Source organism: Pelomonas lactea (assembly GCF_043555885.1).
Lineage (GTDB): Bacteria > Pseudomonadota > Gammaproteobacteria > Burkholderiales > Burkholderiaceae_C > Pelomonas > Pelomonas lactea.
In genome coordinates this window covers 25,304-46,517 of sequence record NZ_JBIGHX010000004.1, presented here as the reverse complement: position 1 = coordinate 46,517, position 21,214 = coordinate 25,304, and the positions used below count along the sequence as shown (strand labels likewise).

The window sequence follows — 21,214 nt, the reverse complement described above, 5'->3', positions numbered from 1 at the left end:
CGGATGGCAGGCCACGCCGCGTCGCCTACGCTCGCGCGATGCGCTCACTCGCCTCTGCCCTGCTCTTGGCCGCCCTCGGCAGCGGTGCCGTAGCCGACACCACGCTGGTGTTCGACGTGGACCTCCGCGACGAGATCGCCGCCGGCCGCTTCGACCCGGCCCGTGACCGCCTGGGCCTGCGTGGCGCCGCGGCGCCGCTGTCATGGGACCGGCCGCTGCTGGCCTCGCCGGGCCCGGTGCCGGGCCGCTACGCGCTGCGGCTGACGCTGCCGGACGACGCCACGGGTGGTCAGCCGCTGGCCTACAAGTTCCGCATCGAGCGCGGGCCCGGTCAGCCCAACGATGCCGGCTGGGAGCCGGGCCGCAACCACGCGCTGCTGCTGACCGGCGGCGAGCTGCGCGTGGCCCGCGCCTTCGGCGCCGCGCCGGCGGACGTGCCGCCATCGCGCACGGGCCGCATCGAGCGGCTGGGCGTCGTCGCCTCGGCCCACGTGCAGCCGCGCGACGTGCAGGTCTGGCTGCCGCCGGGCTATGAACGCGACACCAACACCCGCTACCCGGTGCTGTACCTGCATGACGGCCAGAACGTCTTCGACGCACAGGCCGCCGGCGCCGAGTGGCAGGTGGACGAAGCCGCACAGCGCGGCATCGGCGAGGGCCGGTTGCGGCCCTTCATCGTTGTCGCCGTGGCCAGCACCGCGTCGCGCACGCTGGACTACACACCATCGGCCATGCAGGTGCCCGCCGAGCGGCTGGGCCGCGCCGCGGGCGAGCGCCAGGGCGGCGGCCTGCCGGCCTACGCGCGCTTCCTCGTCGAGGAACTCAAGCCGGCCATCGACGCGCGTTTCCGCACCCGCCCCGGCGCGGTGGACACGGCCGTGGGCGGGTCGTCCTTCGGCGGGCTGGCGTCGCTGTGGCTGGCGCTGCACCATGCCGACACCTTCGGCGCCGCGCTGGTCGTCTCGCCATCCGTCTGGTGGGACGACCGCTTCGTGCTGCGCGACGCGGCGGCTGCCGCACCGCCCAGCCGGCCGCGGCTGTGGGTGGACATGGGCGGCCAGGAGGGCGAACAGGCCGTGGTGCTGGCGCGCGAGCTGGCGCAGCGCCTGCGCGAGCGCGGCTGGACGGGCGAGCGGCTGCGCTTCGTCGAAGACCCGCGCGGCAGCCACGACGAAGCCAGCTGGGCGAGGCGCGTGCCGGCGATGCTGGACTTCCTGTACGGCCGCCCTCAGTAGCGGCCGGCGGCGCCGGCGATGCGCAGGAAGACGTAGGCGAACCACACCACCACCGCGCGGTGCAGCATTGCCCGCAGGCCCTTGCCCGCGCGCTCGCCGACACGGCTGGACGCCTGCAGCGCCGCCTCGATCTCGCCCGACAGGCGCGCCGCGAAATCGCTGTCGAGCACCACGACGTTGGCCTCCAGGTTGACCAGCAGCGACAGCGGGTCGATGTTGGAGCTGCCCACCGTGGCCCAGTGCCCGTCGACGACGGCGACCTTGGCATGCAGGAAGGCCGGCGTGTACTCGTAGATCTCGACGCCGTGGCGCAGCAGGTCGGCGTACAGCGCCTCGGCGGCCCAGCCGGCCAGCTGGTAGTCCAGCTTGCCCTGCAGCAGCAGGCGCACGCGCACGCCGCGGTCCGCCGCGCTGCGCAGCGCCTGGCGGATGCGTTGGCCCGGGTAGAAGTAGGGGCAGACGATGTCCACGCTGCGTCGCGCGTTGCGGATCGCGTCGGCGTACGCGTGTTCGATGGTGCGGCGCCGGCGCAGGTTGTCACGCAGCACGAAGGCCGCACACACCGGCGCCAGCCGCGGCACGGCCTCGGGCAGGCGCTGCGGGCCGCGCCACAGCTGCGTCAGCCACAGGCCGAAGCGGCGGCGCAGCGGCACGTAGTCCAGCAGCGCGTCGTCGAAGTCGCGCCCCAGCCAAGCCCGCGACCAGATGGAGCGCACGCTCTGCGCCACCTCGTCCACCAGCCCGCCGCTCACGTGCACCGCGAAGTCCAGCCGCGGCAGGTCGGCGGCGCCATGGCGCAGGTCGATGCGGTCGTCGATGACATTGATGCCGCCGACGAAGGCATGCTCGTTGTCGACGACGCACAGCTTCTGGTGCAGCCGCCGCAGCTGGCCGCGCTGGAACCAGCGCCACCAGCGGTCCATGGGCCGGAACACGGCGAAGGCGACGCCGCTGCCGGCGAAGCGCTGGCGCAGCGAGGCCAGGCTGCCGTTGCTGCCGAAGCCGTCCACCACCAGCCGCACGCGCACGCCGCGGCGGTCGGCGGCCAGCAGCGTGTCGGCCAGCGCCATCGCCGTCGCGTCGTCGTGAAAGATGTAGGTGGCCAGCCAGACCTCGTTGCGCGCCTGGCGGATGGCGGCCTCCATGCGCGGGAACAGCTGGTCGCCGCCGCGCAGCAGCTCCACCTCGTTGCCACCGACGAAGCCGGTGTCGGCAGCCCGCTGCCGGCGCCGCCGCAGCGCGCCCAGCCCCATCATTCGGGGACCAGCTCGACCACCAGCGGCAGGTGGTCCGACATGCGGGCCCAGCTCGGGCCGCGCGGCACCTGCACGCCCGTGCAGCGCAGCCCGCGCGTGTAGACCCGGTCCAGCGCGAACACCGGCAGCCGGGACGGGAAGGTCGCCGCACGCGCGCGGCCCGTGGGCGTGGCCGCGCGGCGCAGGCCGTGCGCGCGCATGGCCGTGTCCAGCCGCTCGCCCCAGTCGTTGAAGTCGCCGGCCACCAGCACCGGCGCGCCTTCGGGCACATGGTCGCGCACGAACACGGCCAGCCGCTCGACCTGGCGCACGCGGCTGGCATGGATGAGCCCGAAGTGCGCGACGACGACGTGCACGACGCCGCCCTGCCAGTGCACCGGCACATGCAGCAGGCCGCGCTGCTCGAAGGCATGGTCGGACACGTCGTGATGCCCCACGTCGCCGATGGGCCAGCGCGACAGCAGCGCGTTGCCATGCTCGCCGTACTTCGTCGTCGCGTTGGTGCGGTAGGCCACCTCGTAGCCCTCGGGCGCCAGGAACTCGGCCTGGCCCTTCTCCGGCCAGCCGAACCAGGTGCGGTCGAAATAGGCCGCCTCGCGGTGGTGGAACAGCCGCACCTCCTGCAGGCAGACGAGGTCGGCGTCCAGCGCCTCCACGCCCATCTGCAGGTTGTGGATCTCCAGCCGCTTGGCGGGCCCCAGGCCGCGCACGCCCTTGTGGATGTTGTAGGTGGCGACGCGAAGCACGTCGCCCGGGGCATGCGGGGAGAGGCGGGTGGGACTCATGGCGTGGACAGGGCAGCAAAACGCGGGAGCTGCAGCACGGCCTCGGCGTTGGACGGCGAGAAGCAGCGGTCGGCCGCTTCGTGCCACGGCAGCCATTGCCAGGCGAGGTGCTCGCGCGGCGCCAGTGTCGGCGTCAGCGGCGCCGGCAGCTGTAGGCCGAAAACGTGTTCGGTATTGCGCGTGACGCCCGGCGCGTAGCGGTGCCGCCAGTGCGGGTAGATCTCGTAGACGTTGGCCAGCTGCCAGTCGCGCAGCTCGCCTCCCAGCGCGGCGATGTCGAAGCCCGTCTCTTCCATCACTTCGCGCCGCGCGGTCTCGGCCAGCGGTTCGTCGGGTGCGTCCTTGGAGCCGGTGACGCTCTGCCAGTAACCGGGGTGGTCGGCGCGCTCGATGAGCAGCACCTGCAGGTCCGGCGTGTGGATGACGACGAGGACCGATTCGGGAATCTTGAAAGGCTTGGCCGACTGCATGCTTCCAGCATAGCCGCGGCCCGCATCCCTCCGGGCCGAGCGCCGGGCCGCCCCAAGCCGGCCCGTCGGGCGATGTGCTTGCGGCTCGACGCCGCAAGCATCGCCGTCCCCACGGGGGACCGTCCAGGCCCGCCCGCGTTCAGCAGGGCGAGCCTGGACGAGGGGCCAGCTGGTTCAGCCGCCCTGCGCCTTGCGCTTGACCTCGGGCGGCAGCTCCTTGGCCTGCAGCGCACGCACCTGCACGACCAGCTGGTTGTGCGCGTCCAGGAAGGCGGCGGCGATGACCTTGCCCTCGTTGGAATTGCTCCAGCCCGCACCCGCGGCGCCGCCCAGCTTGCCCACCATCGCGCCGCCCACGCCCAGGTCGGCCACCTCCACCGAGCCGGTGGCCGCGGCGATCTGCTCGGTGGTCTCGTTGTCGGTCAGCAGCAGCGCGGCCTGCGCCTGCTTCATCTTGACGTGCTCGGCCGCGCCGACGAGCTTGTTCAGGTAGGGAATGGCCTGCAGGATGCTGCCGACCTGGCGACCGGCGTCCTGCTCGCTGAAGGTGAGGCTGGGCGTCAGGCTGTACTGCGCCTCGTAGCCCTTGCCCTTGGTCACCGTGTTGCCGTCCTTGCGCAGAATGCCGGCGTCCTTCAGCTCCTGCTCGCGCACGGTGGCCTTCAGGCCCGCCGCGCGGTCGACGACGCGGAAGCACCCGCTCTGCTGCGCCAGCAGCCGCACCAGCGGCACGGGGCTGGACGGCAGCTGGTAGCTGCTGGAATAGCTGTAGCCGTTGGGGTTCTCCACCAGCGCCATCGTCGCCACCGGCGCGTCGCACTTGATGAGTTCACGGGCCGCGTTGTGCGCGCCGGCCGCACCGGCCGAACCGGTGATGACCGAGCCGCCCTCGCCCAGCGACGTAGACGACTTGCCGCAGGCGGCCAGCAGCAGGGCGACGACAGGAAGGGCGAGCAGGGGGCGGACGTTCATGTGGCGGTACGTTGCAGGAAACGAGCGGCGAGTCTGCCTGCGTCGGCGCCCCCGCCCGCCCCTAGAACATGTGACGCGCGCCGGCGCCCTCCCCCGTCCGCGGGGCTGCTCACTTGGCGTACAGCACCATCTGCGTGCAGCGGAACAGCGCCATCGTCTTGCCGCTGTCCTTGTGGGTGACGGTGGCGTCCCAGACCTGCGTCGTGCGGCCCAGGTGCACGGCCCGGGCGACGCAGGCCACGGTGCCCTCGCGCGCGGTGCCGAGGTGGTTGGACTTGAGCTCCACGGTCGTGAAGCCCACGGCGCCTTCGGGCAGGTTGGCCAAGCAGCCATAGCCGGCGCAGGTGTCAGCCAGCGTGACGACGCTGCCGGCGTGCAGGAAGCCGTTGGGCGCCATCAGCTCGGTGCGCACCGGCAGCTCGGCGTGCACCTCGGCACCGTCGACGTGGGTGATGACGATGCCGAGATAGCCCGGCAGATGATGGGCGCCGGCCTGGTTGAACTGGGCGCTGTCGGGCATGGGGTCTCCTGTGATGCGCCGGGCATCGTAGTGACAACGAAAAAGGCCGGCATTGCGGCCGGCCTTGTCGGGTGCGGATGCCCGATCAGCTGCGCGTCAGCGTGGCCTTGAGCATGCTGTCCAGCAAGTCCAGCGACTCGGCGTAGTGCGCGCGCGTCTCGACCGACAGGCCCGGTTTGATCGACGCGCTGCGCAGGTCACGCGCCAGCTGCGTGGCGTGCCAGCGGGCCAGCGAGAACGCGTCCGCGTAGACCGTCGCGCCGTTGGTGGAGCGGTTCAGCTGCGCCTGCAGGCGGCGCAGGTATTCGCGCTGAAGGCTGCGGCGCATGCGGTCCACTTCGGCGCCGGTCTTCAGCTCGCTGAAGATGGCGCCCTGCAGCGTGCCGTACACCTCGCTGAGCGACACGGCGCCCTTGCGCTGCGCCTCGGGCAGCAGGCTGCCCTGCTCGATGAGGCGGCGCGCGGTGGCGGCCGACATCAGGCGGTCCAGCACGCGGCCCTGCAGCGCGGCCACGGCGTCGGGGATGGACAGCGGCTGGCCGCGCTCGGCCCACTCGTTGTAGTCCAGCGGCTGCGCGGCGATGAATTCCGGGCTGAACCTGAACGAGTTGCTGGACAGCAGGCCGGCCGAAATGAAGCGCAGCGCCTCGCGCTGCTGGGCGCTGTCCACCGGCTTGAACGCCGCCACCGGCGTGACGCCCGGGACCACGCGCTCGGCCTGCATGCCGCCCACGTACTTGCTGACGTTGTGCGCGGCCATGCCGAGCTGGCGGAAGGCCTCGGCCACCGAGCGGCGGGCGCGGAAGGGCTCTTCGCCGGCCTGCGGCTTGCGGGCCTGCACGCGGTCCCACAGCTCCTGGCTGAGCTTCAGGCGCTTCTTGGCGTAGGCCAGCGGGTCGTCGCCCAGGTCGCGCTGGTTGCTGCGCGGGTCGAAGCCGTCGAACAGGCCGCCGACGCCCTGGTCGAAGTCGTCGCCGTAGGCCAGCTGCGGCTCGGTCGAGCGCGCCGCGATGCGGGCCAGCTCGGCGGCCTCCTGCTCGGCCGGGATCTGCTTGTAGGCGTACTCGATGGCCCAGTAGTCGTAGGCGCCCAGCGTCGTGTTGGTGAGGCTGGCCTTGGGCTCGCCCTTGAGCGGCAGATTGTAGGCGTTGTAGTCCATCACCGAGTTGGAGATGCCGTTGGCCTCGGTGTAGGCCTTGTCCTTGAGCTGCGCCTGCGTGACCGTCGTGGACGAGCGGAAGTTGTGCTTCAGCCCGAGGGTGTGGCCCACCTCGTGCATGACGACGTCCTTCATGACGGCCTGCGCCAGCGCCTCGGCCTCGGGGCCGTCGAGGTCCATGCCGTCGCGCAGCGCCAGCAGGTCCAGCGCGAAGCCGAACTCGCTGGCCTGGTCGGCCATGTAGGTGCAGAACTGGTCGGCCAGCACCTGGCCGCCGCGCGGGCCGGTCCAGCCGGCGTGGTCATGCGCATGGCTGCCGGCGGGCACGTCGTCGGTCGCGAAGCGGCGCGAGCCGCGGCCGAACACGTCGCTCATGCCGATGTCGGCATCCAGGATCTCACCGGTGCGCGGGTCCTTGTGGCTGGGGCCGATGGCGAAGCCCACGTCGGAGCCGGTGAACCAGCGGATGGACGCGTGCGTGGCGTCCATGTTGTCCCAGTCGGCGTCATCAGGCTGCTGCCTGGCCTGAATGGCGTCCTTGAAGCCGATCTTTTCGAAGGCCTTGTTCCACTCCAGGATGCCGGCCTTGACCGCCTCGCGGTACTTGGCCGGGATGTTCTTGTCCATCCAGTAGACGATGGGCTGCACCGGCTCGGACAGCGCGGCCGCCGGGTCCTTCTTCTCCAGGCGCCAGCGGGTCACCATGTGTACGCGCGGGTTGGCCTTCAGGTCGTCGCCGAGGTTGCTGTAGCTCTCCATGAAGTGACCCAGTCGCGGGTCGGCATGGCGGATGGCGGCCGGCTGCTCGGGCAGTGCGCGCAGGTTGTAGACGAAGCTGAAGAACATCGAGCGCGGGTCCGGCGTGGCCTGCGGCGGCGTGGGCACGGCCACCGGTGCGGGCGTCAGCGGCGGTGCCGGGATGCGCGGCGTGGCGAAGTGCACGCGGCTGGTCAGCGTGGAGATCTGCGCGTCGGCGCGGGTGGCCTCGATGTGGGAGTTGGCGCGGTCCGGCGCGAACGGCAGGCGGTAGGCCATCTCCAGCCGCGTGGAGTAGCCGGGGATGTCGCCCAGGAACAGGCCGCTGGCATCCACCAGCACGGACTTGCGGTCGGGGTGCTCGGCGCTGGCCGCGGGGCCCGACGTGATGAGGCTGGGCGAGAACGCCTGCTCCAGTGCCAGCTGGGTGCCGCCCTTGTCGGCGCGGAACTTGGTGTTCAGCGCGATGAGCTGGACGTGGTTGCCGATGCGGCGCCACTCGGCAATCTCCTCGCCGATCATCTGGCTGGCGTACAGGCCGCGCTCGCCGACGGAGTTGGCGACATTGACGCTGAACAGGAAAGGCTTGTTGAAGGCTTCCTTCGGGATCTCGATCCAGACCTTCTCGTCCTTGCGCCAGATGGGGAACAGACCCGGCTGCTCCTTGGCGCCCTTGATGATTTCAGCGAAGGGCTTGGGCGCCGTGGGGTCGACGGGCGGCCGGGCGGGCGCGGCCGTCGCGGGGCCGGAGGCTGCGGTGGCCGCAGGGGCCGGCGGGGTCTGGGCCTGGGCCAGGGCGGCCAGCGCGAGTAGCGCGGCGCTGGCCAGGACGGAACGCGACATCGGGGTCATGAGTTGTGTCCGAAGGAAACGAAAAGCCGGTCACTTTAAGCCCGGCGACACTCGCGTCAATCCGATGCCGTCCCCGTCGCGGGGCTGCAAAAGTTCACGCAAAAACTTCCGTCATGACGCTCACGCATCTGCTTTATTTGCACGGCTTCCGCTCGTCGCCCGGCTCGGCGAAGGCGCTGCGCATGGCGCAGTGGGCCGCCACGCAGCCCGGGCTGACGTTCGCCTGCCCGCAGCTGCCGCCGTCGCCGCTGGCGGCGATGGACCTCGTCGCCCAACTCATCGCCGGCTGGCCCGCACAGGGAGCCGCCGTCATCGGCAGCTCGCTGGGCGGGTTCTATGCCACCTCGCTGGCTGAGCAGCGCGCGCACCGCGGCTGGCGCGTGGCCGTGCTGAACCCGGCCGTGAACCCGGCCCGCGACCTGGCCAAGTACATCGGCGAGCAGACCGCCTGGCACGACCCGACGCTGAAGTTCGATTTCACCGCGCAGCACGTGGCAGAGCTGGCGGCCCTCACGCCACCGGCCCGGCTCACCACGCCCAGCCGCTACTACGCGCTGCTGGCCAAGGGCGACGAGCTGCTGGACTGGCGCGAGATGCTGGCCCGCTACGCGGGCTGTGACGGCGAGGTGCTGGAGGGCAGCGACCACGGCCTGACCGACTTCGAGGCCCATCTGCCCGGTCTGCTGGAGCACCTCACCCGCTGAGGGAGAATCCGCCGCCTATGTTTGCGCTGTTTGATGACGCCGGGAAGTTCCTCGCCGGCCGGGTGATGTCGGAGGCCGATGCCTCGCTGCAGGTCGAGCTGGACTCGGGCAAGCGGGTCAAGGTCAAGTCCGCCAATGTGCTGCTCAAGTTCGACAAGCCGGCCCCCGCCGAGCTGCTGGCCGACGCGCGCGCGCTGGCCGACGACATCGACCTGGACCTGGCCTGGGAATTCGCGCCCGAAGGCGAGTTCGGCTTTGCCGATCTTGCGCGGGACTACTTCGACGCCAAGGCCGGCGTCGTGCAGCAGGCGGCCGCGCTGTTCCGCCTGTTCGAGGCGCCGCACTACTTCCGCCGCGCCGGCAAGGGCCAGTTCAAGAAAGCCCCCGAGGAGACGGTGAAGGCCGCGCTGCTGGGCATAGAGCGCAAGCGCCAGCAGGCGCTGCAGATCGAGGCCTGGGCGCAGGAACTGGTGGCCGGCACCTGCCCCGCACCCATCCAGGAGCAAATCTACAAGATCCTGTTCAAGCCCGACAAGAACGGCCCCGAGTACAAGGCCGTCGTCGAGGCCAGCAAGCTCGCGCACAAGGCGCCGCTGGACCTGCTGCAGGGCGCCGGCGCCATCACCAGCCCCTACCAGTTCCACTGGAAGCGCTTCCTGTTCGAGAACTTCCCCAAGGGCGTGGGTTTCCCGCAGCTCACGGCGCCGGAGATCAAGGACGAGCTGGCGCTGTCGCCCGCACGCGCCTTCTCCATCGACGACTCGCAGACGACGGAGATCGACGATGCGCTGTCGGTGCAGGGCCTGGGCACGGGCACCGTCACGTTCGGCGTGCACATCGCCGCACCCGGCCTGGCCATCACGCCGGACTCGGCCGTCGACAAAGTCGCCCGCGAGCGCCTGTCCACCGTCTACATGCCGGGCTGGAAGATCACGATGCTGCCCGACGACGTCGTGCAGGCCTACACGCTGATCGAGGGCCGCGACTGCCCGGCCGTGTCCATCTACTTCACGATGGACGAGGCGAGCTTCGAGATCAAGAGCCGCGAGACCAAGCTGGAGCGCGTGCACATCGCGTCCAACCTGCGACATGACAAGCTGGACGGCATCGTCACCGACGCCTCGCTGTCGGGCGACGCGCCCGCCGACTACGCCTTCGCGCCCGAGCTGGCCTTCTGCTGGCGCCTGGCCAAGCACCTGAAGGCGCAGCGCGAGGCGGTGCGCGGCAAGCCGGAGAACTTCAACCGGCCGGACTACAACTTCCGCCTGGCCGGCGAGCGCATGGAGCCGCCCAACGGCAGCGAGTCGGTGGAGATCAGCGTGCGCGCCCGCGGCAGCTCGCTGGACCTGATCGTGGCCGAGGCCATGATCCTGGCCAACTCCGCCTGGGGCGGCTGGCTGGCCGAGCTGGGGCTGCCCGGCATCTACCGCAGCCAGGCCAGCCTGGCGCCCGGCATCAAGGTGCGCATGGGCGTGAAGGCACTGCCGCATGCCGGCATGGGCGTCGCGCAGTACACCTGGGCCACGTCGCCGCTGCGCCGCTACGTGGACCTGGTCAACCAGTGGCAGATCATTGCCTGCGCGCGGCACGGCCGCACGGCCGCACTGGCCGCGCCGTTCAAGCCCAAGGATGCGCAGCTGTTCTCCATCATCTCGGGGTTCGAGTCGGCCTACGCCGCCTACAACGGCTTCCAGAACGGCATCGAGCGCTTCTGGACGCTGCGCTGGCTGCAGCAGAACGGCACCACGGAGCTGACCGCCACCGTCATGAAGGAAGGCCTGGTGCGCGCCGACGACCTGCCGCTGGTGTTCAAGGCGCTGGGCTGCGAGCCGCTGCCGCGGGGCAGCCACGTGAAGGTGCGCATCACCGGGCTGGACGAGATGACGCTGGACGTGCATGCCACGCTGGTCGAGCGGCTGGATGAACAGCAGGCCGCCGCCGACGACGCGGAAGGCGAGGATGACGACCTCGAAGCCGCCGCTGCTCCCATCGCGCTGGCCATCGACCTGAACGACGGCGGCGGCGAGGCCGAGCCGGCGGCCCAAGCCTGATGCGCCGGTTCAGCACGCTGCAGATCGCACTGGCCGCGTCGCTCGGCGTGCACGGCGTGCTGCTGGCCTGGCGCGTGGGCTCGCCGGACTCCTTCAACCGCGTGTTCCAGGACACGCCGCTGGAGGTGGTGCTGGTCAACACGCGCTCCAACGAACTGCCCACCAAGGCCGCCGTGCTGGCCCAGGCCAACCTCGCGGGGGGCGGCAATGCGGAGACGGGCCGCGCCACGTCGCCGCTGCCGCCAGCGCGCCACAGCGAGGTGGGCGACGCGGCCGAGGCCCAGAGCTCGCAGATCGCGCAGCTGCAGCAACAGCAGCAGCAACTGCTGACGCAGGTGCGCCGCGAGCTGGCGCTGCTGCCACCGCCCGACCCGCGGCGCGAGAAGACCGATGCGGCCGAGCGCGCCCAGGCCGAAAAGCGCCGCCAGTTGGTGGAGCTGCTCGCCGAAATCGAGAAGCGCGTCAACGTGGAAAGCGCGCGGCCGCGCAAGCGCTACGTGAGCCCGGCCGCCCGCGAGGTGGTCTACGCGCAGTACTACGACGGCCTGCGCCGTCGCATCGAGGAGCGCGGCACCCGCGACTTCCCCGTGTACCGCGGCAGGAAGCTCTACGGCGAGCTCATCATGAACATCCATGTGGACTTCAAGGGCCGCGTCATCGAGACCGAGATCGTCTCGCCCAGTGGCAACGCGACGCTGGACCGCCGCGCCGTCGCCATCGTGCAGGCGGCCTCGCCCTTCGGCAACTTCAGCCAGGAGATGCGCAAGGGCGCCGAGGTGCTGGTCATCACGTCACGCTTCAAGTTCACGCGCGATGCGGAACTGGAGACTTCTTTGGCAGGGCAGCAATGAGCTCCGCACGGCTGCCCGAGGGCGCTCAACTCCCGCTTGGCGGGAGTCAGCCCGGACTTGAAATGCCTGGGCATTTCAAGCCGGGCGGACGCCTTGCCGATCCGTCGGCAAGGCAAGCGCGAAGCGCGAAGGACGCAATATGAAAGACAGGTATGCGGTGGTCGGCAACCCGGTCGAGCACAGCCGCTCGCCCGCCATCCACGCGATGTTCGCGCAGCAGACGGGCCAGTCGCTCGTCTATGAACGCCTGCTGGCGCCACTGGACGGCTTCGAAGCCACGCTGCGCACCTTTGTCGCCGCCGGCGCCAAGGGTTGCAACATCACCGTGCCGTTCAAGTTCGACGCGTTCGCGCTGGCGGCGACGCGCACCGAGCGCGCGCAACTGGGCGGCGCCGTCAACACGCTGCGTTTCGACGCCGACGGCTGGGTGGGCGACAACACCGACGGCGCCGGCCTCGTCAACGACCTGCAGAAGAACGCCGGCCGACCGCTTGCCGGCCTGCAGGTGCTGCTGGTGGGCGCCGGCGGTGCCAGCGCCGGCGCGCTGGGCGCGCTGATCCATGCCGGGCCAGCGCGCATCACCGTCGTCAACCGCACGCTGGACAAGGCCGAGGCGCTGGTGGCCGGCCATGCCCACCTTGGCCAGGCCTTGCATGTGGGGCTTGCCGCCGCCACGCTGGCCGACGCGCCGGCCGCGCAGGACATCGTCATCAACGCCACCAGCACCAGCCTGGCGGGTGCAGCCTCGCCGGTGGACGCCCGCGTGCTCAAGCCCGGCAGCCTGGCGCTGGACATGATGTACGGCCCCAAGGCGCAGGGCTTCCTGGACTGGGCGGCCGCGCATGGCGCCGAGCCGCGCGACGGCCTGGGCATGCTGGTGGAGCAGGCGGCCGAGGCCTTCCTCTTCTGGCGCGGCGTGCGGCCCGACACGGCGCCGGTGCTGAAGGCCGTCCGCCAGGCCATCGAGGCCGCGCCGTGATGCGCCACCTCGGCCGGCTGCTCGCCGTGCTGGCGCTGGGCGTGCTGTGCCTGCAGCTGTGGTTTGCAGGCCGCATCGCGCTGATGAACGTCATCGCGCCGCAGTCCACCAGCTTCCAGCGCAGCGAGGCGCTGCGGTTGCTGAAGGACAAGCAGCAGGTGCCGTGGGCGCAGTCGTGGGTGGACGATGCCCAACTGCCCCGCACGCTCAAGCGCGCCGTCATCGCCAGCGAGGACGACAGTTTCGCGCAGCACGGCGGCGTCGACTGGGATGCGCTGAAAGGCGCCTGGAAGAAGAACGAGAAGGCCCAGGCCCGCGTGGAAGCCCGCGGCAAGGGGGTGGCCAAGGTCATCGGCGGCTCGACGATCACGCAGCAGTTGGCCAAGAACCTGTTTCTCTCTGGCGAGCGCACGCTGCTGCGCAAGGGCCAGGAGCTGGTGCTGACGCTGATGCTGGAAGCGCTGCTGAGCAAGCAGCGCATCCTGGAGATCTACCTGAACAGCGTCGAATGGGGCGAAGGCCTGTTCGGCGCGCAGGCCGCGGCGTGGCACTACTTCCGCATGGACGTGTCGCGGCTCGGCGCCTTCGAGGCCGCGCGGCTGGCCGTCATGCTGCCGGCGCCCAAGCGCTTCGAGCGCCAGCCGGGCTCGGCGTACGTCATCAACCGGGCCGGCCTCATCGTCGGCCGCATGAACAGCGCGCAATTGCCATGAGCGAGGACTTCTCCGCCGAGATTGCCGCTGCGGCCGCCCGCCTCATCGTCGACGAGGGCATGGACTGGGGCCCGGCCAAGCAGCGCGCGGCCCGTGACCTCGGCGCACCGCGCGCCGCGCTGCCCGGCAACGACGTGGTTGAAGACGCCGTGCGCGAGCACATCGCCATCTTCCACGCCGAGACCCAGCCCGGCGAGCTGCGTGCGCTGCGCGAGCTGGCCGCCGTCTGGATGGCGCGGCTGGCCGACTTCCGCCCGCACCTGACCGGCGCCGTGTGGCGCGGCACCGCGACGAGGCTGTCCAACATTCACCTGCAGCTGTACTGCGACGACAGCAAGGCCGCCGAGATCGCGCTGCTGAACCGCGGCGTGGACTTCGACGTGGCCGAGACGACGGCCAACCGGCGTCAGGTGGACATGCTCGTCCTCGACACCCCCTGCCCCGCGCTGAACGAACGGGTGACCTTGTGCCTGACGGTGCTGGATTTCGATGACCTGCGCGGTGCGCTCAAGCCCGACGCCCGCGGGCTGACCGAGCGCGGCGACCTGGCCGCGCTGCAAAAACTGCTGGAAGAGGACCCCTCATGAGCCCCCTCACCCGCCGGCTGGTGCTGGCCGGCGCCGGCGTCGGCGCTGCGGCGCTGGGCGCCGGCTTCGCCTGGCGCAAGCTGAACCCGCCCGTTGCATCACCCGTCGCCCAGGCCTTCTGGGCACGCCGCTTCGCCGGGCTGGACGGCGCCGAGCTGCCCGTCGCCGGCTGGCGCGGCAGGCCGCTGCTGCTGAACTTCTGGGCCACCTGGTGCCCGCCCTGCGTCAAGGAACTGCCAGAGATCAACCAGTTCTACGGCGAGGCCCGGGCCAAGGGCTGGCAGGTGCTGGGCCTGGCCATCGACCAGGCCGAGCCGGTCAAGGCCTTCCTGAAGAAGACGCCGCTGGACTTCCCCATCGCGCTGGGCGGGCCGGACGGCCTGTCGCTGGTGCGCGAACTCGGCAACCCGGCGGGCGGCCTGCCCTTCTCCGTCGTCTTCGACGAGGCCGGCGAGATCCGCTGGCGCCGCCTGGGCGTCACCACGCTGCAGGATCTGCGCGCGCTGGCCGCATCCTGAGAAAAACCCCTATCCCACGCGGAAACCGGCCCCAAAACGCGTAAAGTTCGCCCTTCCTCAATTTAGTGGCGGCTCTCTAGACCCTCGGGGCCCGGGCGACGCCACGTGTTTGATGCAAATTCTTGTCCTGCATGGGCCCAACCTCAACCTGCTCGGCACCCGCGAGCCCGAGGTCTACGGCTCGCAGACCCTGCCCCAGATCGACGCTGAACTGAGCGCGATCGCCGCCGATGCCGGCGCCAGCCTGACGAGCTTCCAGAGCAACCATGAAGGTGCGCTGGTGGACCGCATCCAGGCCGCGCGCAGCGACGGCACGCGCTTCATCGTCATCAACCCGGCCGCCTACACGCACACCAGCGTCGCCATCCGCGACGCGCTGGCCGGCGTGGCGCTGCCCTTCATCGAAGTCCACCTGTCGAACATCCACCGCCGCGAGCCCTTCCGCCATCACAGCTATCTGAGCGACCTGGCGGTGGGCGTCATCTGCGGCCTGGGTGCCAACGGCTACCGCCTGGCCGTGCGCCACGCCCTTCAATCGTTGGGAGCCGCCGGCGCCTGATCCCGGGCACCGGCTCTCCTTGTCATCCCCCAAAACAACAACATCGCCTGGAGCCATGATGGACCTGCGCAAGCTCAAAACCCTGATCGACCTGGTCTCGGAATCGAACATCTCCGAACTGGAAATCACCGAGGCCGACGGCAAGGTCCGCATCGTCAAGACCGACCCGGCCGCCGCCGTGCCCGTGCAGCCGGTCTACGCTGCGGCACCCGTCGCTGCGCCGGTCGTCACAGCAGCCGCCGCGCCCGCAGCCCCCGTGGCCGCCGCCGCACCGGCCGCAGCCCCGGTCGAGACGGGCCACGTCGTCAAGTCGCCCATGGTCGGCACGTTCTACCGCGCGTCCAGCCCGAACGCCAAGCCGTTCGCCGATGTCGGCCAGACGGTCAAGGAAGGCGAGGCCATCTGCATCATCGAAGCGATGAAGATCATGAACGAGATCGAGGCCGACAAGAGCGGCACGATCACCAAGGTCCTGTGTGAGAACGGCCAGGCGGTCGAGTTCGGACAGCCGCTGTTCGTGATCGAGTGACAAGGACTTCCTGATGTTTAAGAAGGTCCTGATTGCGAATCGGGGGGAAATCGCCCTCCGCATTCAACGAGCGTGCCGTGAACTGGGCATCAAGTCCGTCGTCGTCTACTCCGAGGCCGACCGCGACGCCAAGTACGTGCGCCTGGCCGACGAGGCGGTCTGCATCGGCCCGGCACCGTCGGCCCAGAGCTACCTCAGCATGCCGGCCATCATCGCGACGGCCGAAGTCACCGACGCCGAGGCCATCCACCCCGGCTACGGCTTCCTGTCCGAGAACGCCGACTTCGCCGAGCGCGTCGAGCGCAGCGGCTTCACCTTCATCGGCCCGACGCCCGAGTCCATCCGCCTGATGGGCGACAAGGTCTCGGCCAAACAGGCCATGATCCGCGCCGGCGTGCCGTGCGTGCCGGGCTCGGAGGGCGCACTGCCCGAAGACCCGAAAGAGATCATCCGCATCGCCCGCTCGGTGGGATACCCGGTCATCATCAAGGCGGCCGGCGGCGGTGGCGGGCGCGGCATGCGCGTCGTCCACACCGAGGCGGCGCTGGTGCACGCCGTGCAGACCACGCGCGCCGAGGCTGGCGCGGCCTTCGGCAACCCCGAGGTCTACATGGAGAAGTTCCTGGAGAACCCACGCCATGTGGAGATCCAGGTGCTGGCCGACACGTTCAAGAACGCCGTCTGGCTGGGCGAGCGCGACTGCTCCATGCAGCGCCGCCACCAGAAGATCATCGAGGAAGCGCCGGCACCCGGCATTCCCCGCCGCATCATCGAGAAGGTGGGTGACCGCTGCGCCGCCGCCTGCAAGAAGATGGGCTACCGCGGTGCGGGCACCTTCGAGTTCCTGTACGAGAACGGCGAGTTCTACTTCATCGAGATGAACACGCGCGTGCAGGTGGAGCACCCGGTGACGGAACTGGTCACCGGCATCGACATCGTGCAGCAGCAGATCAGGATCGCCGCCGGCGAGAAGCTGCCGTTCACGCAGCGCCAGATCGAGATGCGCGGCCACGCCATCGAGTGCCGCATCAACGCGGAAGACCCGATCAAGTTCACGCCCTCGCCCGGCCGCATCACGATGTGGCACGCCCCCGGCGGCCCCGGCGTGCGTGTGGACTCGCATGCGTACACGAACTACTTCGTGCCGCCGAACTACGACAGCATGATCGGCAAGATCATCGTCCACGGCGACACCCGCGAGCAGGCCCTGGCCCGCATGCGCATCGCGCTGAGCGAGACGGTGGTGGAAGGCATCCAGACCAACATCCCGCTGCACCGCGAGCTGATGGCGGACGCGAAGTTCATCGAAGGCGGCACCAGCATCCACTACCTCGAAGGCTGGATGGCGGCGCACAAGCGCTGACGGCGACGCCAGCACGCCGAGCCGCATGCTGAACCTCCGCGACGACCAGATGCAACGCCTCGGCGAGGCGGGGTTCAGCCGTCGGCTGGCCGAGTCGCTGGCCCGGCATGACACCGACTTCGCGGCCATGGCGGCCGACGCTCAGCAGGCGTTCGTCGCCGCGGCCATCGCGCAGGCGAGGCAGGTGGGCTTTCGCACCGAACAGGGCATCGCCGGCTATGCGCTCGGCGCGCTGTGGCTGGGTGTGGGCTTTGAGCAGGCCCAGCCGCTGCTGTTGCGGGTGCTGCAAGGGCCCCTGCCCGAGGTGCGGCGCGTGCACGCGCTGGGCGAGTGGGTGCATGACCAGTTGGGCCCGGCGGCCACCCCGGCGTCGGGCGAGGCCGCGCTGCGGCGCAGCTTCGAGCTGACGCAGCCCTGGGGCCTGCAAGGCGGCCAGCGATGACGGACATCATTGCCGGGCTGACCGCCGGCTGGCTGGCCAAACGACAGGCGAAGTCGCTGTCCGAAGCCCGCGCCAAGCAGCTCGCCGCGAACCCGGAGCTGCCGCAGAAGGAGTACCAGCAGGCCCGCGAGGCCATGCTGGGCAAGGACTTCGGCACCCAGCCCGCCGGCGAGGCCTGCCAGCCCTGCATGGCCGCCGACAAGGCAGCCCGCCGTGCGCAACGGCTGGAACTGGTCGACAAGGGCGTGAACGCCTGCCCCGAGCACGCGCCCGCCGCCGCGCGGCTGCGCGAGGACATGGACCAAGTGGAGCACGCGCGAGTAGCCAAGGCGGTCTACCTGAAGTACGACGCCGATGCGCCGGCGGACCTGAAGCGACCACCGCCGGGGTTTCTGGATCCATCAAAGGACGAGCTAGATGCCCTCCTGGGCCCTAGTAGCCAAGATCAAGAGCTCGGACATCACCTGCTAGCACCCAAGGGGACCGAGTTCAGGGCGGCGCTCTACAAAAAGGACCCGCTGGTCTGGGGTGAGAACCCGCAGCCGCCCTATGACCTTGTGTTCCGAGGATCGACGCTCGCCAAGGAAGACTGGGACAACAACTTCGCACAGAACGCGAACAAGGAGTCGAGCTACTACGAAAGGGCGGTGCGCCTGGGCAACCGTCTGGCCGACCGCGGACAGACGAGCAATGTGCACGTCGTCGGCCACTCGCTGGGCGGCGGCATGGCGGCCGCAGCACAGGGCGGCTCAGGCGCTACCGCCACCACGTTCAATGCCGCCGGCCTCAATCCCAAGACCGTGGCCCGCTATTCGCAGACCGGCCTGGACCGCCTTGCCGCCGACGCCGACAAGATCGCGGCCTACCGGGTCGAGGGCGAAGTGTTGACTAAGACGCAGGAGAGCGGAATCACGCAGTTCTTCTCTCACGCGGCGCCCGGCCAGCGCCAGAACGTGCCTGTCGCCGATGAGAGCACCAGCGCCGATGACCGCCATGGCATGAACGAGATGATCGCCGCCATCGAGAAGCGCAAGGAGGCAGACGAGGCCGCCCTGAAAGCATGTCTCGCAGACAAGGGATAGCGCATGCCGGATACGGCCTCCTATCACCACCACTATCGGCCCACACGCAGACATGCGTTGGCCAGCGCACTAGGAGCAGTGACCATGGGTCTCTTCGAGCTGTTCGGCATGGGCGCCGCAGGCGCCAGCCTCCCGGATGCGCGCGCCCCCCAGTTGGCGCCGCCGGAAGCCTTCTTCCAGGGCGCGGCCCTGGATCTTCTGCGCGCGGCACTGGCCTCGAACGAAGCCAGCATGAAGCAGGCCATTGCGCAGGGCGCCGACCCCAGCGCGCACGGCCCCGCCGCTAAGTCGCGCAACGTTCCGCAGTTGACGCTGCTGCACTACGCCATCGGCGTTCGCAATGCCAAAGCAGCGGCGCTGCTGCTGGCGTGCGGCGCCGATCCGCTGCAGGAGCCCCGGAAGGAGGATGGTGACGCCTTTCTGTTTGCGGTCATTCGGCGTGACGCCGAGATGCTCACGGCCTTGCTGCGCCACTTCCCGCTCGACCGCATGCCAGCCGCTCGTAAAGCGGCGCTGGCGTTTCAGAGCCTGGATTTCAAGGCGCGCGAGTGCCTCCAAGTGCTGTTCGACCACGGCATGCCTGTCGGCATCCTGGACTCGGCGGGGCACAACCTCTTCATGTACGCGCTGGAGGGAGAAGACTTCGACACCGCCGAATGGCTGCTCGCCGAGGTCAAGGTTCCGATTTCAGGGGTGATGGACAACGCAGGCATCACGCCCGCCAACATGGTGCAGCGCGCGCTCGCCGAGGTCTTCAAGCCTGGCTCGTCGACCTATCGTCGCTACGAGAAGTTCAAGCGCATCATGGAAGAGCGCGGCATCGTCTTCCCCGTCGAGTCTTCCGCCGAATGGCGAGCCCGCATGAAGGCGCAGCCTCCCGCGGGTCCGGCTCGTTGAGCATCAGGCCAAGCAGGCATAAGGCGGGGCGAGCGGTGAAGCGCCGATCAACAAGTGCGACATGCGCACGCAGGCGCAACCTGGTGGGCGCACTAGGAGTTCTGAGCATGGGCCTCTTTGAGCTTTTCGGCATGGGTGCGGCGAACGCCGACACCCCGGACGCGCGCGCGCCAAAGCTGGCGCGCCCCGAAGCCTTTTTCCAGGGCCCCGCACTGGACCTGTTGCGCGCCGCGCTGGCCGACGACGAGGCCGGTGCCCGCCGCGCCGTGGCGCAGGGCGCCAACCCGAATGCGCAAGGCCCGGCGGCAACGTCCAAGAGCGTGCCGCAGCTCACGCTGATCCACTACGCCGCGGGCGTGCGCAACCCACGCGCGATGGCCATCCTGCTTGCGGCGGGCGCAGACCCGTTGTTCAAACCCCGCGATGACGACGGTGACGCCTTCCTCTTCGCGGTGGTGCGCCACGATGCGCAGATGCTCGATGCCCTGCTGCAGCTGTACCCGCTGGCCCGCATCCCGCCCAAGCGCCAGTCGCAGCTGGCGTTCTATTGCCTCAGCTTCAACGCACGGAACTGCCTGCAGATCCTGTTCGACCACGGCCTGCCACTCGACGTCAGGGACTCGGCCGGGTACAGCCTGTTCATGCGCGCCTTGAATCAAGAAGATCTTGACACCGCGGAATGGCTGCTTGCGGAGAAGCAGGTGCCCGTCCAGGACGTCATGTCCAGCGGCGGTGGCTTCACCGTTACCCCGGCCAACATGGTCCAGCGCGCGCTCACCGAAGTCTTCAAGCCGGGCTCGCCGCCTTATCGTCGCTACGAGAAGTTCAAGCGAATCATGGAGCAGCGCGGCATCGTCTTTCCCGTCGAGTCTGCCGCCGAATGGCGCGCCCGCATGAAGGCGCAAGCGGCCAGTGGGCCGGCAAAGTAAGAAGCACACCCGCATGCTGCGCAGCCTGGCTGCACAGAGCTGACCGATGCCCGCCGTCCTTCATCACCATCGCGCTGGGCGCAGGCTCGCACTGGCCCGCGCACTGGGAGCTGTGAGCATGGGCCTCTTCGAGTTTCTTGGCATGGGCGCGGCAATAGCCGACACGCCAGACGCGCGCGCGCCAAAGCTGGCGCGCCCCGAAGCCTTCTTTCAGGGCACCGCACTCGACCTGCTGCGCGCCGCGCTGGCCGGCGACGAGGCCGGTGCCCGCCGCGCCGTGGCGCAGGGCGCCAACCCGAACGCGCATGGCCCGGCGGCATCGTCCAAGAACGTGCCGCAGCTCACGCTGATCCGCTACGCCACGGGCGTGCGCAATCCACGCGCGATGGCCATCCTGCTCGCGGTGGGCGCAGACCCGTTGTTCAAACCTCGCGATGGCGACGGCGATGCCTTCCTCTTCGCCGTGGTGCGCCACGATGCGCAGATGCTCGATGCCTTGCTGCAGTTGTACCCGCTGGCCCGCATCCCGCCCAAGAGCCAGTCGGAACTAGCGTTCGATGCACTCAGCTTCAAGGCACGGGACTGTCTGCAGATCCTGTTCGACCACGGCCTGCCACTCGACGTCAGGGACCCGAACGGGTATAGCCTGTTCATGCGCGCCTTGAATCAAGAAGATCTTGACACCGCGGAATGGCTGCTCGCGGAGAAGCAGGTGCCCATCCAGGACGTCATGTCCCGCAGCGGCGGCGTCACCCCGGCCAACATGGTGCAACGCGGCCTCACCGAGTCGTTCAAACCCGGCTCGCCGGCCTACCAGCGCTACGACAAGCTCCAGCGAATCATGGAGCAGCGCGGCATCGTCTTCCCCGTCGAGTCTTCCGCGGCATGGCGCGCCCGCATGAAGGCCAGCGCAGCCAGCGGGCCGGCCGGCGGAGGCCTGAGTTGCCATGAAGACACGCAGACGCGTCGGGCGCGGCTGCGTCGACAATGTGCCCCATGAATGCC

General features: G+C 69.9%; 22 protein-coding genes. 16 read left to right on the top strand and 6 right to left on the bottom strand.

The window, feature by feature from the left end:
- Window positions 1–38 precede the first annotated feature (38 nt).
- Window positions 39–1,235, top strand: a complete 1,197-nt coding sequence (locus ACG04Q_RS13170; protein ID WP_394511390.1) for an alpha/beta hydrolase — start codon at window positions 39–41, stop codon at window positions 1,233–1,235.
- On the opposite strand, the gene clsB is transcribed toward ACG04Q_RS13170, so the two are convergent.
- The 6 genes from clsB to ACG04Q_RS13140 form a co-directional block, all read right to left on the bottom strand.
- Window positions 1,229–2,491 carry a cardiolipin synthase ClsB gene (clsB, locus tag ACG04Q_RS13165; RefSeq protein WP_394511389.1) on the bottom strand — a complete coding sequence of 421 codons (1,263 nt, stop codon included), beginning with the start codon at window positions 2,489–2,491 and terminating at the stop codon, window positions 1,229–1,231. The two genes, ACG04Q_RS13170 and clsB, sit on opposite strands and share 7 nt — an antisense overlap.
- Window positions 2,488–3,276 carry an endonuclease/exonuclease/phosphatase family protein gene (locus ACG04Q_RS13160; RefSeq protein ID WP_394511388.1) on the bottom strand — a complete coding sequence of 263 codons (789 nt, stop codon included), beginning with the start codon at window positions 3,274–3,276 and terminating at the stop codon, window positions 2,488–2,490. Before ACG04Q_RS13160 ends, clsB begins: the two co-directional genes overlap by 4 nt.
- Entirely contained in the window at window positions 3,273–3,746 is a 474-nt protein-coding gene (gene nudB, locus ACG04Q_RS13155; RefSeq protein ID WP_394511387.1) for a dihydroneopterin triphosphate diphosphatase, read from the bottom strand. The genes ACG04Q_RS13160 and nudB overlap by 4 nt, the downstream gene beginning before the upstream one ends.
- A 174-nt stretch (window positions 3,747–3,920) precedes the next feature.
- Window positions 3,921–4,718, bottom strand: a complete 798-nt coding sequence (locus ACG04Q_RS13150; RefSeq protein WP_394511386.1) for a CsgG/HfaB family protein — start codon at window positions 4,716–4,718, stop codon at window positions 3,921–3,923.
- A gap of 109 nt (window positions 4,719–4,827) precedes the next feature.
- Window positions 4,828–5,238, bottom strand: coding sequence for a PaaI family thioesterase (locus ACG04Q_RS13145; RefSeq protein WP_394511385.1), 411 nt, complete (start codon window positions 5,236–5,238; stop codon window positions 4,828–4,830).
- Between the two features lie 85 nt (window positions 5,239–5,323).
- Entirely contained in the window at window positions 5,324–7,996 is a 2,673-nt protein-coding gene (locus tag ACG04Q_RS13140) for a zinc-dependent metalloprotease (RefSeq protein ID WP_394511384.1), read from the bottom strand.
- A 122-nt stretch (window positions 7,997–8,118) separates the two neighbouring features.
- On the opposite strand from ACG04Q_RS13140, the gene ACG04Q_RS13135 reads away from it, so the two are divergent.
- From ACG04Q_RS13135 to ACG04Q_RS13065, 15 genes are all read left to right on the top strand, one after another.
- On the top strand, window positions 8,119–8,709 hold the full coding sequence (locus ACG04Q_RS13135; RefSeq protein ID WP_394511383.1) for a YqiA/YcfP family alpha/beta fold hydrolase: 591 nt from the start codon (window positions 8,119–8,121) through the stop codon (window positions 8,707–8,709).
- Window positions 8,710–8,726: 17 nt separating this feature from the next.
- Window positions 8,727–10,760, top strand: coding sequence for a ribonuclease catalytic domain-containing protein (locus tag ACG04Q_RS13130; RefSeq protein ID WP_394511382.1), 2,034 nt, complete (start codon window positions 8,727–8,729; stop codon window positions 10,758–10,760).
- Window positions 10,760–11,611 carry an energy transducer TonB family protein gene (locus ACG04Q_RS13125; RefSeq protein ID WP_394511381.1) on the top strand — a complete coding sequence of 284 codons (852 nt, stop codon included), beginning with the start codon at window positions 10,760–10,762 and terminating at the stop codon, window positions 11,609–11,611. The genes ACG04Q_RS13130 and ACG04Q_RS13125 overlap by 1 nt, the downstream gene beginning before the upstream one ends.
- A 139-nt stretch (window positions 11,612–11,750) precedes the next feature.
- Window positions 11,751–12,590, top strand: coding sequence for a shikimate dehydrogenase (gene aroE, locus ACG04Q_RS13120; protein WP_394511380.1), 840 nt, complete (start codon window positions 11,751–11,753; stop codon window positions 12,588–12,590).
- The gene (mtgA, locus tag ACG04Q_RS13115; RefSeq protein ID WP_394511734.1) at window positions 12,590–13,303 is read left to right on the top strand and encodes a monofunctional biosynthetic peptidoglycan transglycosylase; all 714 of its coding nucleotides are present in this window, start codon (window positions 12,590–12,592) and stop codon (window positions 13,301–13,303) included. Before aroE ends, mtgA begins: the two co-directional genes overlap by 1 nt.
- On the top strand, window positions 13,300–13,890 hold the full coding sequence (locus tag ACG04Q_RS13110; protein ID WP_394511379.1) for a hypothetical protein: 591 nt from the start codon (window positions 13,300–13,302) through the stop codon (window positions 13,888–13,890). The genes mtgA and ACG04Q_RS13110 overlap by 4 nt, the downstream gene beginning before the upstream one ends.
- Window positions 13,887–14,408 (top strand): TlpA family protein disulfide reductase, encoded by a 522-nt coding sequence (locus ACG04Q_RS13105; RefSeq protein WP_394511378.1) that lies wholly within the window; start codon window positions 13,887–13,889, stop codon window positions 14,406–14,408. Before ACG04Q_RS13110 ends, ACG04Q_RS13105 begins: the two co-directional genes overlap by 4 nt.
- A gap of 109 nt (window positions 14,409–14,517) precedes the next feature.
- Window positions 14,518–14,967, top strand: a complete 450-nt coding sequence (gene aroQ, locus ACG04Q_RS13100) for a type II 3-dehydroquinate dehydratase (protein WP_394511377.1) — start codon at window positions 14,518–14,520, stop codon at window positions 14,965–14,967.
- Between the two features lie 58 nt (window positions 14,968–15,025).
- Window positions 15,026–15,496, top strand: a complete 471-nt coding sequence (gene accB / locus ACG04Q_RS13095; RefSeq protein ID WP_394511376.1) for an acetyl-CoA carboxylase biotin carboxyl carrier protein — start codon at window positions 15,026–15,028, stop codon at window positions 15,494–15,496.
- Between the two features lie 13 nt (window positions 15,497–15,509).
- On the top strand, window positions 15,510–16,859 hold the full coding sequence (gene accC / locus ACG04Q_RS13090; protein WP_394511375.1) for an acetyl-CoA carboxylase biotin carboxylase subunit: 1,350 nt from the start codon (window positions 15,510–15,512) through the stop codon (window positions 16,857–16,859).
- A 25-nt stretch (window positions 16,860–16,884) separates the two neighbouring features.
- Window positions 16,885–17,301, top strand: coding sequence for a hypothetical protein (locus ACG04Q_RS13085; protein ID WP_394511374.1), 417 nt, complete (start codon window positions 16,885–16,887; stop codon window positions 17,299–17,301).
- Entirely contained in the window at window positions 17,298–18,383 is a 1,086-nt protein-coding gene (locus ACG04Q_RS13080; protein ID WP_394511373.1) for a Tle-like phospholipase domain-containing protein, read from the top strand. The genes ACG04Q_RS13085 and ACG04Q_RS13080 overlap by 4 nt, the downstream gene beginning before the upstream one ends.
- An 84-nt stretch (window positions 18,384–18,467) precedes the next feature.
- Complete coding sequence (locus ACG04Q_RS13075) at window positions 18,468–19,280, top strand: hypothetical protein (protein WP_394511372.1); 813 nt, start codon at window positions 18,468–18,470, stop codon at window positions 19,278–19,280.
- 107 nt (window positions 19,281–19,387) lie between these two features.
- Window positions 19,388–20,209, top strand: a complete 822-nt coding sequence (locus ACG04Q_RS13070; RefSeq protein ID WP_394511371.1) for a hypothetical protein — start codon at window positions 19,388–19,390, stop codon at window positions 20,207–20,209.
- Between the two features lie 118 nt (window positions 20,210–20,327).
- Window positions 20,328–21,209, top strand: coding sequence for a hypothetical protein (locus ACG04Q_RS13065; protein ID WP_394511370.1), 882 nt, complete (start codon window positions 20,328–20,330; stop codon window positions 21,207–21,209).
- The last annotated feature ends 5 nt before the right edge of the window (window positions 21,210–21,214 follow it).